We start from the raw sequence: 14335 nt of genomic DNA on the forward strand, positions 1-14335 counted from the left end.
TTTCCGCGTGCGCGAGCCGGTATCACCGCGCGGAAGAGCCAAGCCGGGGGGCATGCCCGCCCCCATCACTGTAAGGGAGACCGTGCCAATGAAGGTGCTCGTGCCTGTCAAGCGCGTGATTGATTACAACGTCAAAGTCCGTGTCAAGGCGGATGGCAGCGGTGTCGATCTCGCCAATGTCAAGATGTCGATGAACCCGTTCGACGAGATCGCCGTCGAGGAGGCCATCCGCCTGCGTGAGGCGGGCAAGGCCGAGGAGGTGATCGCCGTCTCCATCGGCGTCAAACAGGCGCAGGAGACGCTGCGCACGGCGCTGGCGATGGGCGCGGACCGTGCGATTCTCGTGGTCGCCGCCGATGACGTGCACAACGACATCGAGCCGCTCACCGTGGCCAAGATCCTCGGCAAGATCGTCGAGGAGGAACAGCCCGGCCTCGTGCTCTGCGGCAAGCAGGCGATCGACAACGACATGAACGCCACCGGGCAGATGCTGTCGGCGCTGCTGGGCTGGTCGCAGGCGACGTTTGCCTCGAAGCTGGAGATCGAGGGCGATCACGCGCTGGTCACCCGCGAGGTGGATGGCGGGCTCCAGACCATCAAGGTGACGATGCCGGCCATCGTGACGGTCGATCTGCGGCTGAACGAGCCGCGCTATGCGAGCCTGCCGAACATCATGAAGGCCAAGAAGAAGCCGCTCGACGAGAAGACCGCCCAGGATTACGGCGTCGATCCGGCCCCGCGGCTGGAGGTGCTCAGCACCGAGGAGCCGCCGGCACGCAAGGCGGGCGAAATCGTGGGCTCGGTGGATGAGCTGGTGGCGAAACTCAAGGAAGCGGGGGTCGTGTGATGGCTGTTCTTCTTCTTGCGGAAGTGACCGATGGCGAGCTGAACCTGGACGCGACGTCCAAGGCGGTGGCGGCGGTCGCCGATCTTGGCGATGTGACCGTGCTCTGCGCCGGGGCGCACGCCGCGGCGGCGGGCGAGGCGGCGGCGAAGATCGCCGGTGTCGGCAAGGTTCTGGTGGCCGAGGATGCGTCGCTCGGGCACCGGCTGGCGGAGCCGACGGCGGCGCTGATCGTCAGCCTTGCGGGCGATTACGATCACGTCGTGGCCCCGGCCACCACCGATGCCAAGAACGTGCTGCCCCGGGTGGCGGCGCTGCTCGATGTGATGGTGATCTCGGACGTCTCCGGCGTGGTCGATGCCGACACGTTTGAGCGCCCGATCTACGCCGGCAACGCCGTGCAGACGGTGAAATCGAAGGACGCGAGGAAGGTCGTCTCGATCCGTACCTCGACATTCGACGCGGCGGGCGAGCAGGATGCCTGCGCCGTCGAGACCATCGGCAGCACCGACAATCCGGGCCTGTCGGAATGGGTCGAGGACAAGGTGGCCGAGAGCGACCGGCCGGAACTGACCTCGGCGGGGGTGGTCGTGTCGGGGGGCCGCGGTGTCGGCTCCAAGGACGATTTCGCGCTGATCGAGGGGCTGGCCGACAAGCTGGGCGCCGCCGTGGGCGCGAGCCGCGCGGCGGTCGATTCGGGCTATGCGCCGAACGACTGGCAGGTGGGTCAGACCGGCAAGGTGGTGGCCCCCGATCTCTATGTCGCGGTGGGCATTTCCGGTGCGATCCAGCACCTGGCGGGGATGAAGGACAGCAAGGTGATCGTCGCGATCAACAAGGACGAGGAAGCGCCGATCTTCCAGGTCGCCGATTACGGGCTGGTGGCCGATCTGTTCTCTGCCGTGCCGGAGCTGACCGAGAAGCTCTGAGGCTCGGGGGACTGTCGAGACAACGGGGCTCGCGCCATTGCGCGGGCCCCGTTTCATTGCATCGGGCATGTGGGCGGCGCCCCGCCCCCGGTTGCGCGGACGAAGCTCCGGGGGCATGAGAGCGGACCGGAGCGGAGTGTGGCCGGGTGCGTCATGACGGGTGCGATTGGCTCGTTCCTGCCATTCGCCTTCTGCCCCGCGCGGAATCAAGGCGTGCTTGCACGCCGCCGCGCGAGCGCCCGACCGCCCCGTCGCACCAAAGGTGCGCCGATACTACCGGCACGCCTCCGGCGTGACGGGCGGGCGCTTTTGCAACGGCGCAAATAGCGGTGATTTCGGAAGTATCTTGCACCATAAATCGCACAGCACAGACCGAACTGCGCCCACCCGGCGGTCGGGCCCTCGCGCGGCTCATCGCGTCATGTCTAACGTCCGCTTCAGGCCATTCGGTTTCTCGGTCCCGCGTCGCGGGGTGCCGCGATCCGGCTGCAAACCCCGCTCCGGTATGTCGCTCAACGAGTCCGACCCGGTGTCCGGCCCCCCGCCTCCACCGGGAGGCGACCGCTAGTCCTTGAGCAGCCGGGTCAGCACGGGGTGCAGCGCCCCGGCCACCTCGCGATGGGCGAGCGGGCCGGGCAGGGCGGCGGCGATGTCTTCCTGCATGGGCGCGAAGCGCATCCCGAGGGTGCCTTGCGCCCGCGCCACCCCCGACGCCACCGCGATGACCTTGGCGGCGGCATGCGGGGCCACCGCGTCGAGCATGGCGCGGCTGACGAAGGCCGGGTCGGCACCGATGGCGGCGCTGCCCGCGCCGTCGCCGGGCGCATAGTTGGCCTGCCACAGCAGCACCACGGGCGGCGCGAGATCGCGGACCAGCGCCGACAGGCGGGCGATCCACGCCTGTTGCACGCCGCATCGCAGCCGCGCGAAGCGCGCGGGCGAGATTGCGGCGAGTCGGCTCATCAGGTGGCGGGTGAAGTGGAACTCGGTGAAATCGACATCGGGGTAGAGATCGCGCAGCGCGTCCGTCGCGGCGACGAAGCGGTCGTTGCGGCGCGGATGCACCCGGTAGAACCGGTTCGACAGGTTCATCGCGCAGGGCAGTTGCAGCACCACCGCGCGCGCGCCCTGCGCCATTTGCCGCAGCCCGCGGTCGCCGGCGAGCACGTCGGGCCCGGCATTGGGCACGCCGAGATTGACGCAGGCCGTGCCGAGATCGGCCTCGAGCAGCGCGGGCCAGGGCCGCGCCACGAATGTGCCATAGGTGCCGGTGCCGCCGAGGCAGGCCACGTAGCCGCCCGCGAGGCTGCGCCGCGGACCGCGAAACACCAGCCGCGAGCCGGCGTAGCGCACCGGCAGATAATCCGGGGGCTGCCGCCCCATGCGTTGATAAGCCATCGGTCCCACCCGTTTTCAGTCACCCGGGGACGAGGCTCGTCGATTCGCCTTTCCAATCCCCTAAACCTCGAATTCGCGGCGTATTTTAGCGGGTACCGGCCCTTGCGGCGCGTCCCCGCCGGGGCCTATGCTGTGCGCGACAAGCGAGGAAAGGGCGGATCGCATGGACATCCGGACAGTGGGCGTGGTGGGCGCGGGCCAGATGGGCAACGGCATTGCCCATGTCATGGCGCTCGCGGGCTATGAGGTGAAGCTCAACGACGTCAGCACCGAGGCGCTGGACAAGGCGCTGGCCACCATCGGGCGGAACATGGAACGGCAGGTCAGCCGCGAGAAAATAACCCGCGACGAGATGGACGCCGCGATGGCCCGCATCACGACGGAGGCGGCGCTGGAGACGCTGGGCACCTGCGATCTCATCATCGAATCGGCCACCGAGCGCGAGGAGATCAAGCAGAAGATATTCGACGCGCTGCTGCCGCATCTGGCGGAGCACACGATCCTGACCTCCAACACCTCGTCGATCTCGATCACGCGGCTGGCGAGCCGCACCGACCGGCCCGAGAAATTCATGGGGTTCCATTTCATGAACCCGGTTCCGGTGATGCAACTGGTGGAGCTCATTCGCGGTATCGCCACCGGCAAGGAGACCTTCGACGCCTGCCTCGCGGTGGTGGACCGGCTGGGCAAGACGGCGGCGAGCGCCGAGGATTTTCCCGCCTTCATCGTCAACCGCATCCTGATGCCGATGATCAACGAGGCGGTCTATACGCTCTACGAGGGGGTCGGCAACGTGCGCTCCATCGACCGGTCGATGAAGCTGGGGGCCAATCACCCGATGGGGCCGCTGGAGCTTGCGGATTTCATCGGGCTGGATACCTGTCTGGCGATCATGAACGTGTTGCATGACGGGCTGGCGGACACCAAGTACCGGCCCTGTCCGCTGCTGACGAAATATGTCGAGGCGGGCTGGCTCGGGCGCAAAAGCGGGCGCGGCTTCTACGACTATCGCGGCGACGAGCCGGTGCCGACGCGGTGACGGCGGGGCACCGGGCGGGCCGCCTATCCCTGATGCTCTGCGCCGATCCCCTGGAACATGGCGCGCAGGTCGATGGTGCTGTCCTCGCCGATCCGGTCGAAGCAGCGACCGAGCCACGCGGCTGCAGTTCGCGCGCTTCGGCGGGGCCTGTCCGCTGTGGAACGTGCACCGCGCGTTCGAGACACCGGGCCGCTTCCTGTGGCAACTGGCCGAGACGCCCGACGGGGTGCGCTATATCAGCCTTGCCTGCGATGTCAGCAAACCGGGGGGCAGCTTCGGCGCGCCGGTGCGCCGCTTTGCCATCGCGCTGGGCTGCGAGATCAAGCACGCGGGCGATCTGGTCTATGCCGACGACCTGGACGTGACCAATGCCCGCGCCTTCGAGCCCATCGGGATTTCCTGCCGCATCTGCGAGCGCACCGAATGCCATCAGCGCTCGGTCCCGCCGCTGGAACGGCGGTTGCAGGTGACACCCGACAAGCGCGGGGTGCTGCCCTACCGGGTGGGGTGAGGCGCGGGGGGGATTGCATAACAGCGAACCTTGAAATGTATAGCCGCATATGGCAGGCGCAATAAGCGCGATGTGTTGCAAAGGGCTACTGAAATGAACTTTCTATTTGTTATTTTCGCAATGGTTGGTGCAACATATTCTTTGATTGCTGGTTCTGCGCCTGCCGTAGCGAATGATTGGAAAAGAGAAGAAGTCGTTGATCGTATGACTGACGAGGTGTCAGTGTGGTATAGGGCGGATTCCTCTCATGCTTTTGATTGTGGTAACGGCTTATCAGATGCACAGATTTTCTTAACTTGTACATCCACCGGACCAGCCGCTTTGCTTGGAACTACCAATTGCTATTTTTTTGACGACCATGTTATTTCCTTTCGAGTCGATAAGCATCCGAAAGATATGTTGTTAGCGACACCTCAAGATTCAGGTAAATCAGTGCATTTGGGTAGCCTTGTAAACCCTAGTAGGCCCAGTCACCTGCTAGCGGCAATAAGATCAGGTAAAACGCTACTAATAGAACTTAATCCCGCCTACAGTGAAAAGGAAATTGTTGAGTTTGGGGTTGAGGGATTAATGGATGTAGTTGGTTCAGACTTTGATCAATGCCGCTAGAGTTGGTCTGAATAAACACGAAGACCATCGCTTGGGTTACCAGCAAGGTGTGTTCCTGTTCACCCCTGATGCTCTGCGCCGATCCCCTGGAACATGGCGCGCAGGTCGATGGTACTGTCTTTGCCGATCCGGTCGAAGCAGCGGTCGAGCCACGCGGCGGCGGTCTCGCGCCCGATATCGCGCAGCCGGGTGAGGAACGCCCATTCCACGTTCATCTTGGACGAGGCGCCCATCGGCTTGAGCGCATCCTCGTTCTCGATCAGGTGGACCTTGACGGGGCGGTAGTGATCGACCGAGAGCTTGCCCTGCCGGATCAGGCGATCGACGAAGTCGATGGCGCGCAATTCCTTGAGCAGGCTGGCGTTGAAGCTGATTTCGTTCATCCGGTTCTGGATGTCCTGGGCGGTGCGCGGGGTGCCGGTGCGCTCGACCGGGTTGATCTGGACGACGACGATATCGTCGGTGCCGGTCTTGCCGTAGAGCGGAAACAGCGCCGGGTTGCCCATGTAGCCGCCATCCCAATAGGGCACGCCGTCGATCTCGACCGCCTGGTAGATATGCGGCAGGCAGGCCGAGGCCATCACCATGTCGGCGGTCAGGTGCTCGCGCGGGAACACCTTGACGCGCCCGGTCTCGACATTGGTGGCGGAGATGAACAGCTCGAACGCGGTGCATTGGCGCACCATGTCGAAATCGACGCTCTCCTCGACCAGATCGCGCAGCGGATTGATGTTGAGCGGGTTGAGCTGGTACGGTGAGGCGACGCCGGTGAGCGCGTTCATGAAATGGTAGAACGGGTTGTTCTCCAGCCCCCAATTGCCGGTCACACGGTCCATCGGTGTGCGCTGGAGCGGCGTGGTGCTGGCGCTGGCGCTCATCGCGCGCCAGAATTCGTCGAGGGCGGCGCGCGCACCCTCGGGGCCCGCGCGGGTATAGCCATCCGCGAGCGCCACGGCGTTCATCGCCCCCGCCGAGGTGCCCGAGACACCCGCGATCCGCAGGCGGCCATCCGCGAGGAGGAAATCGAGCACGCCCCAGGTGAACGCCCCGTGCGCGCCGCCCCCTTGCAGGGCGAGGTTGACGGGTTTCTGCCCTTTGGCCATCGCTTGTCTCCTTGCGGCAACGCGGCACGTTCCGTCTTAGCCCAGTTCGTCCCCGGGATGTAGGGGGGAATCCGGCGGGCCGGGTCACGGCTGCGTGGGCTCAGCGGGCGAAGGCCACCGGCAGGTTGAAGCGGTGGCGGCTGCCCGGCAGCCGGTCCGGCGCGGCGGGCAGGCGGGCGCGGCGCACCGCATTCATCGCCGCCGCGTCGAGCCGTGCGTCGCCCGAGGAGCGCCGCAGCGCCACGGCCACGAGCCGCCCGTCGGCGGCCACGTCGAGCACCAGATGCGCGGTGCCGGAGGCGCGCGTACCGGAGGGGTAGCGCTTGTGCCGCTCGATCCGCGACCGGATCGCGCCGCCCCACCGGCCCATGAGGCTGGCGCGGGTGGCGTCATTGATCCGGGCCGGGGCGGCGGTCTGCGCCTGACCGCCGGCCTGCGCCCCGCCGCTGCCGCGTGCGACCTCCTTTTGCCGTGCGGGGGCCGGGTCTGCGGGCCGGGCGGGGCGCGCCCGTGGCCGCGTGGCCGGGGGCGGCGGGGCCTGCGCGGCGGGCGGGCTGCGGTCCGCCTGCGGCCGCGCGGCCATCGAGGGTGCGCGGGGCGCGGCGGGCGCGGCGCGTCGGGCTGCCGGAGCGGGTGCCTTCGGTGCGGGGCGCGCGGACCGCTGCGGTGCGTCGGGCGGCGGGGCGGCGGTGGGGGCGCGCGCCCCGATCCGGGGCGCGGGCAGGGGAAGCGGCGCGCTCTCCACCTGTGGACGGTGGGGGGCGCGGGCGGTGTCGGGCAGGGCGTCGGGCGCGGGCGGGGCCGCGGGGTGCGTTTCGGGGCGCAGCGCGACGGGTTGGGCATCCGGCGCGGGGGCGGTGCGGGGCTCCGGGGCGTCGGGCATCGTCTCGACCGGGCGCTGCCACGTCTCGACCAGCGCGGCCATCTGCGGGGTGGACGCGGCGAGCGTCGCGGTGTCGGTGCCGCGCGCGCCGCCCGCGCCGCCGCCCTCGGGGGTTGCGGTCCATATCCCGGCATGGACCGCCGCCGCCAGCGCCACGAAGCCCGCGAATTCCAGCCCCCGGATCATTTCGCCGCCGTCACGATCTCGACCTGCGCCACCCCGCGCGCGGCCAGTTGCGGCAGCAGGCGGGCCAGCGCGCGCGCCTCCAGCCGCGCGTCGGCGCGGATCTGCAAGGGAGCGTCGGGCGCGGCGCGGGCGGCGAGCGCGGCCAGCACCGCGTCGCCGCGCGCGTCGTTGAAGGCAAGCCGCCCCTCGGCATCCATGTAGAGCGTGTCAGCGGGGGCCGCGCGGTCGCCGCCCGCGCCTTTGGGGAGGGTCAGGTCGAACGGGGCGGGGGGCGCGATCTGCGCGCTCATCAGGAAGAAGATCAGGAGCAGGAACACCACGTTGATCATCGGCACGATGGGCTCTGGCGCGCGGCGGCGGCGGGGGAGGCTGAACTGCATGGGCCTACTCCACCACCACGATGCGCGTCAGACCGGCGGCGCGCAGCGCGTCGCTCACCGCGATGAGCCGTGCGAGGGCAACGCCCGCCTCGGGGCGCAGCACGACGATGTCCGACGGGTCCGACATGAGCGGTTCCAGCGCCTTGGGCAGGGTCCCCGGCGTGACGGTTTGCCCGTTGAGGGTGAGCGCGTCGGGGCCGATGGCCACGAGGCGCGGCGGGCCGTCATAGGCGGCGTCGCCGCCGCCGGTGGCCACCGGCAGGCTGAGGTCATGGCCGAAGCGCGCGGCCAGCATGAAGAACACCAGCAGCAGGAACACCACGTCGATCATCGGCGTGAGGCTGGGGCGGCGGGCGTGGCGGGGCGGGCCGAACTGCATCATGAGCCCGCCCCCAAAGCCGTGAAGACGCGGGTGGCGGCGTCCTCCATGTCGGCCTGCACATGGTCGGCCACGCTCTCGAACCAGGTCAGCGCCATCGAGGCCGGGATCGCCACCGCCATGCCGGCGGCGGTGGTCAGCAGCGCCTCCCAGATGCCTCCCGCCAGCACCGATGGGTCGGCGCTGTTGCCGCTGGTCTGGAGCGCCTGGAAGGCCGCGATCATGCCCAGAACGGTGCCCAGAAGGCCGATGAGCGGGGCGATGGTGGCGATGAGCTCCAGCGCGCGCAAGCCGGTGCGCGCCTCGTTCAGCAGCGCCTTGGCGACGCGGGTGGTCTCTTCGCGGGCCTGCGGCTCTGTCAGGTGGGGGGCTGTTGCTGCCTCCATCGCGGCGAGCGCGAGGCGGGCGCGAAGCGAGCGGCGCGGGCGCAGGAGCGCGGTGGCCTCGGTCCCTTGCCCGTTCTGCCAGAGCGCCACCGCGCGCTCGGTCATCGCCCCCGACCACGCGCCGGTGAGCGTCAGCCGCCAGATTTTCCACAGGATGAGGGCAAGCGTCAGCACAGAAAGCCCGGCGATCACCCAGAGCGCCGGGCCGCCGCGGTCGAGAAAGCCGGTGAGGGTGGTCTCATCCATGGCGGGCCCTCCTGATGGTTCCGGTGGCTTGCCAGAGCGCCACGCCGCGCGCAACGGCGGTGTGGACGGCGCGGCCCACGGCCTCGCCCGTGCCGGTGTGCAGCCCGGCATAGCGCGTGTCGCCGTCGGGGGCGGCGATGGCGATGCAGTCGGTGCCGGTGCCGGTGGCGGGGCCGGTGGGCAGGCGGATGCCTGCGGCCATGATGGCGGCGGTGCGGGCCTGCGTGGCGATGCTCAGCGCCTCCAGCCGGGCGGCCTCGGTCAGCCCCGCGCCGATCTCTACCGCGATGTTGATGGTGCCCCAGCCGTGGGCGGCGGCGGGCAGGCGATGGCCGACGGATTCGGCGTTGGAGAGGCCCACGGTGGCCACGGCACGGGCGCGGATGCCGTCGGCACGGGCCTCGGCGGTGGTGAATTGCGCGATGTCGCAGGAGGTGAGAAAGCACACCGCGTCGGTCGCGCCGCGCGCGGCAAGCTGCGCGTCGAGCCATGTGACCACGTCGAGATGTTCGGGCAGGTCGGCATTGCGCACCTCGCGCCACAGGATGCGCCTTGCGCGCACCAGGCCCGGGCGGTTCACCGCCCAGCTCAGCACCGGCATGTCGGTGGCCAGATCGAGCGTGAGCCAGGGTGGATCGAGGCGGGGCGGATCCAGGCGGGGCGGATCCAGGCGGGGTGCGGTCATCGGATCACCTCGAGCGGCTGAAAGACGGGGCCTTGCGGCGTGGTGGCGTAATGCGCGCTGACATGGAAGATGCGGGCGAGGTTGTCGGGGGTGAGCACCTCTGCCGGTGTCCCGTCGGCGGCGATGCCGCCCTCGCCCAGCAGGATGAGGCGCGTGCAGTGGCGCGCCGCCAGCCCGAGGTCGTGCAGCGAGGCAATCACCGCGCGACCCTCGCCCGCGAGCCGGGCAAAGACCTGCATGGTGGCGATCTGGTTGGCCGGGTCGAGCCCGGCAATGGGCTCGTCGGCCATCACGAGCGGCGTCTCCTGCGCCAGCGCGCGGGCGATGAGGGCCATCGCCTGCTCGCCCCCCGACAGCCGCGTGGCGGTGCGGTGGCGCAGAGGCTCCAGCCCCATCGTGGCGAGCGCCGTGTCGACATGGGCGCGGTCGGCGGCCCCCATCCCCTGCCAGCCGCCGAGATGCGGCGTGCGGCCCAGCGCCACCAGCGTTTCCACCGTGACCGGCCAGGCGATGTCGCGCGCCTGCGGCATCCACGCCGCCGCGCGGCCCCGCGCCGCGGGCGGCAGGGCGGCGAGGCTGCTGCGGCCCTCGTGGGGCAGGAGGCCGAGGGCGGCGCGCATCAGCGTGGTCTTGCCCGCGCCGTTGGGGCCGATCAGGCCGACGAACTCGCCCTCGGCCACGTCGAGCGTGACGCCGGTGAGGATCGCGCGCGCGCGCAGGCGCACCGACAGGTCATCGAGGGACAAGAGCGTCATGCCTGCGCCCCCCGCGTCTTGTAGATCAGGTGCAGGAACAGCGGCGCGCCGACGATGGCGGTGAGCACGCCGAGTTTCAGGTCGCGCTCGGGCAGGACGAGGCGCACGGCGATGTCGGCGGCCAGCACCATCGCCGCCCCCCCGAGGGCCGAGGCCCACAGGAGTCGCGAGGGCCGCGCGCCGACGAGGGGCCGCAGCAGGTGCGGCACCACGAGGCCGACAAAGCCGATGGCGCCGGCCACCGCCACCGCCGATCCGACCATCGCCGCCGTGCCCAGCACCAGCGTCAGCCGCAGGCGGGCGAGGCGCAGGCCCATCGCCTCGGCGGCGTCCTCGCCCAGCGTCAGCGCGTCGAGCCCGCGCCCCAGCGTCAGCAGCGCCGCGCCGCCCGCCAGCATCAAGGGCAGCGCCAGCCAGACATGGGTCATCGAGCGGTCGGCGAGCGAGCCCATCATCCAGAACACGATTTCCGAGGCGGCATAGGGGTTGGGCGAGAGGTTGAGCACAAGCGAGGTGAGCGCGGCGGCGAGCGCCGAGATGGCGATCCCGGCGAGGATCAGCGTGATCGACCCGCCGCGCGGCCCGGCCAGCATCAGGATCAGAAGCACGCCGGTGCCCGCGCCCGCCAGCGCCGCCACCGGCAGGGCGAGCGTGGTGGCCGCGGCCAGCCCGGTATGGATGGCCAGCACCGCGCCCAGCGCCGCGCTGCCCGACACGCCGATCAGCCCCGGCTCGGCCAGCGGGTTGCGCAGGTAGCCTTGCAGGGCCGCGCCTGAAAGCCCGAGGCTCGCCCCGATCATCACGCCCAGCAGTGCGCGCGGCAGGCGAATCTCGCGCATCACCAGCGGCGCGGGCCCGTCGCCGCCGAGGATCAGCGCGGCGAGGCCGTCGGTCGCGCCGATGCCCGCCGGGCCCACGGCGAGCGAGGCGAGGAACAGTGCGGCGGTGAGCGCCGAGAGGGCGAGGGCGAGGCGCTTCATTCCAGGCCCTCGCGTGCGGTGGTGAGCGTTTGCACCGCGTCCAGAACATGCGGCGTGCCGCAGATCCAGTCGGGCGAGGTGATGCGCAGGCCCGCCGTGCGGGCGGTGAGCGCGGCCAGCGCCGGGTGGGTCATCACCGCCTCGGAGCGCGAGGCGCCGGGCAGGGGCGTGCCGCGGATCAGCAGGTCGGGCGCGGCCATCACCAGTTGTTCCAGCACCACCGTGCCGCCGCCGCGCAGGCCGAGGGAGCGGGCCACGTTTTCGAACCCGGCGGCGCGCAGGATGTCGTCCGACAGGGTGCCCGCGCCGAGGCTGTAGCCGTTGGGGTGATAAAGCGCGGCGCTGTGGCGGGCGTCGGGGGCGCGCAGCGCGGCGAGCCGCGCGTCGAAATCCCCGATGAGAGCCGCGCCCGCCGCCTCGCGGTCCAGAACGCGGGCCATTCCTGCGATGCGGTCGCGGGTGTCGGCAAGCGAACGGGCGGTGTCGAACTGCACCACCCGCAGCCCCAGACGACGCAGCATCCCCACGGTCGCCGGATCGGTATAGGCCCCGGCGAGCACGAGGTCGGGATCGAGCAGGTAGACCTCCTCGGCGCGGCCGTGGTTGACCCGGTAGGCGCGCGCCTCGCGGGCCATCGCCGAGCTGTGCGGATCGGTGGCGAGGTCGGAGACCGAGACGAGCTGTCCCGGGGCGGCCAGCATCATGGCGAGCTGATCGGTGCACAGGTTGATCGACACCACGCGATCCGGGGCGTGGGCCGGATCCGCGCCCGCGCGCGCCATGGCCCCCGCGAGCGCGAGGGCCAGGCCGAGCGCTATGAGCCTAGAAGGACGCACGCAGCCCCGCATAGGCGGACCGCCCGGCGGTGTTGAACCCGCCCGCCGTCTCGTAATCCTCGTCGAAGAGGTTTTCCACGCGGAGGAAGGCATCGACGCTGTCGGTGACCGCGTAGGTGGCGTTGACGTGGAACAGGGTGTAGTCGCCCACCTTGTTCATGGCCGGCGCGAATTCCGACGGCTCCGAATCGGCGACATGCTGGAGCGTGAACTGCGCGTCGAGGTCCGGCGTGATCTGTGTCGCGAGCGCGATCAGGGCGTCGTGCCGGGGCACCCGCGAGGCCCGGGTGTCGCCTGCGTCGGCGTCGGTGAAGGTATAGGCCGCGTTGAGCGTCAGATAGGCGTTGATCGGCACTTCCGCCGACAACTCCACGCCACTCGCCTCGAAATCGCGGGTCTCGAAACAGCCGGGAAAGCCGAAGTCGGCGAAAGATTGGCAACCGGTGGAGTTGCTGTCGAAGAATATCTGGCCGTCGATCTCGGTGTAGAACAGCGTGCCGCGCAGGAAGCCGCCCCCGGCGAGGCGTTTTTCGAGCCCGAGATCGTAGCTGGTGCTGGTCTCCGGCTCGAAAGCGGGATCGCCGAAGCTCGGGTCAAGCTCGATCAGGGCGGGCGCGCGGAAGCCGTCGGAGGCCGAGGCGCGCAGGATCAGGTCCTCGCGCATCCGCCACGCCAATGCGGCGCGCGAGGACAGTTCGGAGGCAAACTCGGAATGGTCGTCGTTGCGGACCGAAAACGCGAGATCGAGGGCGTCGATGGGGGCGAACAGCAGTTCCGCCTGCACGCCGGTGATGTCGACGGTCTGGGTGATATCCTCCTCTTCCTCGTAATCGCCGCCGAAATTGAGCGTCCACATCCCGCCCGGATCGTAGCTGCCGCGATATTCGACGCGGCGGCGCTCGCCCTTGAAGCGGCGGCCGCCGAAATTGTCCGATGTCTGGCGTTCGGTGTCGAAATAGCTGACGGCGAGATCATGGCTGACGGCCCCGGTCTCAAGCTCGGCGAAGGCGCGCAGGCCCGCGGTCTCGCGGTCGGTGCGTTCGTTGAACGGGGGCGGGCCGTCGCCCGCGGCGGCACCCTCATCGAATTCGAGGGTCGCGTCGATGTAAAGGCCGCTCAGGCCGACCGCGACCATGTCCGACACCTGGTGGCGGGCGTAGAGGCTGGCCTGTGTCGCGTCGAACCCGTCATCCTCGGTGCCAGCGGCGGAGGCGGAAAAGCCGTTGGTTTCGGTGCGGCTGACGGAGAAGGACAGGTCGGTGCGGTCGGTGCGGGCGGTGAGGCCGAGCACGCCGCGGCGGAAATCGTAGCTCCCGGCCTGGGCCTCGGCAAAGCCGTGGACGCCATCTTCGGTGGGTCGCAGGCTCTGGATATTGATGACGCCGCCGACGGCGTTCTGGCCGAAGCGCGCCGATTGCGAGCCCTTGAGCACCTCGATCCGGCCCAGCCCCGCATTGGTCATCCCGCCGAAATCGAAGCCGCCGCCGGTGCCGGCCGGATCGGTCACGTCGATGCCGTCGATCAGCACCGGCACGTAAGAGCCGCCGAGGCCGCGGATACGGACGGTCGAGGCGGTGCCGAGCGGGCCCGTGGCCGAGGCGGAAACCCCCGGCTCGAAGGCGAGGCGGTCGCCGAGGCGGTTGGTGGGCGCGGTGCGGACCTCGGTGTCAGACAGCACCTCGACGGTAGAGCCGCTGCGTTCGAGCGCTGTGCGTGTCTGGTTGGCGATCACGGTGATCGTGTCGAGATCGAACGCCTCCTGTGCGATTGCAGGGGTGGTGGCGAGCGCGCAGAGGGCGCAGCTTGCGAGATATTTCATGTCATGTCCCCAGAATACCGGTATGCGGCATCGTGTTTTCCATCGGCTCGGTCATTGGAAAGGACATGCCCCCTCCGCAGACGGTGAAAGCGCCACCACTACGGAAAGGTCCGTTATCCACGGCGCGCCCCGCGCCCGGATAGGGTGATCACTTCGGCAGGTCTCCTGACTTGCGGGTCGTCGCTTGGCCGGGCCTTCCCATACCCCTTCGGGGGTGCAGTGGCATGTTCCGGCCTCGCTCGCCGCTTACAGTTGCGGGGGCAGTCACGGAATTGATCCATTTCGGGGATCGCACCGTATTCCCTATTGCCCGGGATGTTTCCCGGACCGAAGCAGTCCCGCGATACGCCCGAAACCGGATTCGCGC

15 protein-coding genes, 1 pseudogene and 1 riboswitch are annotated in these 14335 nt (G+C 69.5%); of the genes and pseudogenes, 5 read left to right on the top strand and 11 right to left on the bottom strand.

The window, feature by feature from the left end; genetic code table 11:
* The first annotated feature begins 88 nt into the window (after positions 1-88).
* Positions 89-847 carry an electron transfer flavoprotein subunit beta/FixA family protein gene (locus tag ACFFU4_RS01170; RefSeq protein ID WP_377066204.1) on the top strand — a complete coding sequence of 253 codons (759 nt, stop codon included), beginning with the start codon at positions 89-91 and terminating at the stop codon, positions 845-847.
* Positions 847-1773: an electron transfer flavoprotein subunit alpha/FixB family protein gene (locus ACFFU4_RS01175; protein WP_377066206.1), complete on the top strand. Its 927-nt coding sequence runs from the start codon at positions 847-849 to the stop codon at positions 1771-1773. Before ACFFU4_RS01170 ends, ACFFU4_RS01175 begins: the two co-directional genes overlap by 1 nt.
* A gap of 564 nt (positions 1774-2337) precedes the next feature.
* Here the strand turns inward: ACFFU4_RS01175 and ACFFU4_RS01180 are convergent.
* The gene (locus ACFFU4_RS01180) at positions 2338-3171 is read right to left on the bottom strand and encodes a DUF6473 family protein (protein WP_377066208.1); all 834 of its coding nucleotides are present in this window, start codon (positions 3169-3171) and stop codon (positions 2338-2340) included.
* Between the two features lie 163 nt (positions 3172-3334).
* Between ACFFU4_RS01180 and ACFFU4_RS01185 the strand changes: the two genes are divergently transcribed.
* The 3 genes and pseudogenes from ACFFU4_RS01185 (at position 3335) to ACFFU4_RS01195 (ending at position 5330) form a co-directional block, all read left to right on the top strand.
* Positions 3335-4210, top strand: coding sequence for a 3-hydroxybutyryl-CoA dehydrogenase (locus ACFFU4_RS01185; protein WP_377066210.1), 876 nt, complete (start codon positions 3335-3337; stop codon positions 4208-4210).
* A 112-nt stretch (positions 4211-4322) separates the two neighbouring features.
* Positions 4323-4721: pseudogene (locus ACFFU4_RS01190) on the top strand (short-chain fatty acyl-CoA regulator family protein); the annotation flags it as partial.
* A 93-nt stretch (positions 4722-4814) separates the two neighbouring features.
* The gene (locus tag ACFFU4_RS01195) at positions 4815-5330 is read left to right on the top strand and encodes a hypothetical protein (RefSeq protein ID WP_377066212.1); all 516 of its coding nucleotides are present in this window, start codon (positions 4815-4817) and stop codon (positions 5328-5330) included.
* Between the two features lie 59 nt (positions 5331-5389).
* Here ACFFU4_RS01195 and ACFFU4_RS01200 read toward each other — a convergent pair whose 3' ends face one another.
* The 10 genes from ACFFU4_RS01200 to ACFFU4_RS01245 all read right to left on the bottom strand — a co-directional run bounded on the left by ACFFU4_RS01200 (position 5390) and on the right by ACFFU4_RS01245 (position 13968).
* Complete coding sequence (locus tag ACFFU4_RS01200; protein ID WP_377066214.1) at positions 5390-6433, bottom strand: patatin-like phospholipase family protein; 1044 nt, start codon at positions 6431-6433, stop codon at positions 5390-5392.
* Positions 6434-6533: 100 nt separating this feature from the next.
* On the bottom strand, positions 6534-7502 hold the full coding sequence (locus tag ACFFU4_RS01205; RefSeq protein WP_377066216.1) for a TonB family protein: 969 nt from the start codon (positions 7500-7502) through the stop codon (positions 6534-6536).
* A complete protein-coding gene (locus tag ACFFU4_RS01210) occupies positions 7499-7882 on the bottom strand; it encodes an ExbD/TolR family protein (protein ID WP_377066217.1) in 384 nt (127 codons plus the stop codon). Before ACFFU4_RS01210 ends, ACFFU4_RS01205 begins: the two co-directional genes overlap by 4 nt.
* A 4-nt stretch (positions 7883-7886) precedes the next feature.
* The gene (locus tag ACFFU4_RS01215; RefSeq protein ID WP_377066219.1) at positions 7887-8264 is read right to left on the bottom strand and encodes an ExbD/TolR family protein; all 378 of its coding nucleotides are present in this window, start codon (positions 8262-8264) and stop codon (positions 7887-7889) included.
* Positions 8261-8893, bottom strand: a complete 633-nt coding sequence (locus ACFFU4_RS01220) for a MotA/TolQ/ExbB proton channel family protein (protein ID WP_377066221.1) — start codon at positions 8891-8893, stop codon at positions 8261-8263. Before ACFFU4_RS01220 ends, ACFFU4_RS01215 begins: the two co-directional genes overlap by 4 nt.
* On the bottom strand, positions 8886-9578 hold the full coding sequence (locus ACFFU4_RS01225; protein WP_377066223.1) for an adenosylcobinamide amidohydrolase: 693 nt from the start codon (positions 9576-9578) through the stop codon (positions 8886-8888). The genes ACFFU4_RS01220 and ACFFU4_RS01225 overlap by 8 nt, the downstream gene beginning before the upstream one ends.
* Positions 9575-10333 (bottom strand): ABC transporter ATP-binding protein, encoded by a 759-nt coding sequence (locus tag ACFFU4_RS01230; protein ID WP_377066225.1) that lies wholly within the window; start codon positions 10331-10333, stop codon positions 9575-9577. The genes ACFFU4_RS01225 and ACFFU4_RS01230 overlap by 4 nt, the downstream gene beginning before the upstream one ends.
* Positions 10330-11313 carry a FecCD family ABC transporter permease gene (locus ACFFU4_RS01235; RefSeq protein ID WP_377066227.1) on the bottom strand — a complete coding sequence of 328 codons (984 nt, stop codon included), beginning with the start codon at positions 11311-11313 and terminating at the stop codon, positions 10330-10332. The genes ACFFU4_RS01230 and ACFFU4_RS01235 overlap by 4 nt, the downstream gene beginning before the upstream one ends.
* On the bottom strand, positions 11310-12095 hold the full coding sequence (locus tag ACFFU4_RS01240; RefSeq protein WP_377066229.1) for an ABC transporter substrate-binding protein: 786 nt from the start codon (positions 12093-12095) through the stop codon (positions 11310-11312). The genes ACFFU4_RS01235 and ACFFU4_RS01240 overlap by 4 nt, the downstream gene beginning before the upstream one ends.
* 40 nt (positions 12096-12135) lie before the next feature.
* Positions 12136-13968 carry a TonB-dependent receptor plug domain-containing protein gene (locus ACFFU4_RS01245; protein ID WP_377066231.1) on the bottom strand — a complete coding sequence of 611 codons (1833 nt, stop codon included), beginning with the start codon at positions 13966-13968 and terminating at the stop codon, positions 12136-12138.
* Between the two features lie 138 nt (positions 13969-14106).
* A riboswitch (cobalamin riboswitch) is annotated at positions 14107-14315 on the bottom strand.
* Positions 14316-14335: the final 20 nt, after the last annotated feature.

This window comes from Roseovarius ramblicola, from assembly GCF_042430665.1.
Lineage (GTDB): Bacteria > Pseudomonadota > Alphaproteobacteria > Rhodobacterales > Rhodobacteraceae > Roseovarius > Roseovarius ramblicola.

Coding starts and splice junctions, on each gene's coding strand:
- ACFFU4_RS01170 (WP_377066204.1), top strand. CDS start 89: ATGAAGGTGCTCGTGCCTGTCAAGCGCGTGATTGATTACAACGTCAAA.
- ACFFU4_RS01205 (WP_377066216.1), bottom strand. CDS start 7,502: ATGATCCGGGGGCTGGAATTCGCGGGCTTCGTGGCGCTGGCGGCGGCG.
- ACFFU4_RS01200 (WP_377066214.1), bottom strand. CDS start 6,433: ATGGCCAAAGGGCAGAAACCCGTCAACCTCGCCCTGCAAGGGGGCGGC.
- ACFFU4_RS01185 (WP_377066210.1), top strand. CDS start 3,335: ATGGACATCCGGACAGTGGGCGTGGTGGGCGCGGGCCAGATGGGCAAC.
- ACFFU4_RS01175 (WP_377066206.1), top strand. CDS start 847: ATGGCTGTTCTTCTTCTTGCGGAAGTGACCGATGGCGAGCTGAACCTG.
- ACFFU4_RS01195 (WP_377066212.1), top strand. CDS start 4,815: ATGAACTTTCTATTTGTTATTTTCGCAATGGTTGGTGCAACATATTCT.
- ACFFU4_RS01235 (WP_377066227.1), bottom strand. CDS start 11,313: ATGAAGCGCCTCGCCCTCGCCCTCTCGGCGCTCACCGCCGCACTGTTC.
- ACFFU4_RS01245 (WP_377066231.1), bottom strand. CDS start 13,968: ATGAAATATCTCGCAAGCTGCGCCCTCTGCGCGCTCGCCACCACCCCT.
- ACFFU4_RS01220 (WP_377066221.1), bottom strand. CDS start 8,893: ATGGATGAGACCACCCTCACCGGCTTTCTCGACCGCGGCGGCCCGGCG.
- ACFFU4_RS01230 (WP_377066225.1), bottom strand. CDS start 10,333: ATGACGCTCTTGTCCCTCGATGACCTGTCGGTGCGCCTGCGCGCGCGC.
- ACFFU4_RS01180 (WP_377066208.1), bottom strand. CDS start 3,171: ATGGCTTATCAACGCATGGGGCGGCAGCCCCCGGATTATCTGCCGGTG.
- ACFFU4_RS01210 (WP_377066217.1), bottom strand. CDS start 7,882: ATGCAGTTCAGCCTCCCCCGCCGCCGCCGCGCGCCAGAGCCCATCGTG.
- ACFFU4_RS01225 (WP_377066223.1), bottom strand. CDS start 9,578: ATGACCGCACCCCGCCTGGATCCGCCCCGCCTGGATCCGCCCCGCCTC.
- ACFFU4_RS01240 (WP_377066229.1), bottom strand. CDS start 12,095: ATGGCGCGCGCGGGCGCGGATCCGGCCCACGCCCCGGATCGCGTGGTG.
- ACFFU4_RS01215 (WP_377066219.1), bottom strand. CDS start 8,264: ATGATGCAGTTCGGCCCGCCCCGCCACGCCCGCCGCCCCAGCCTCACG.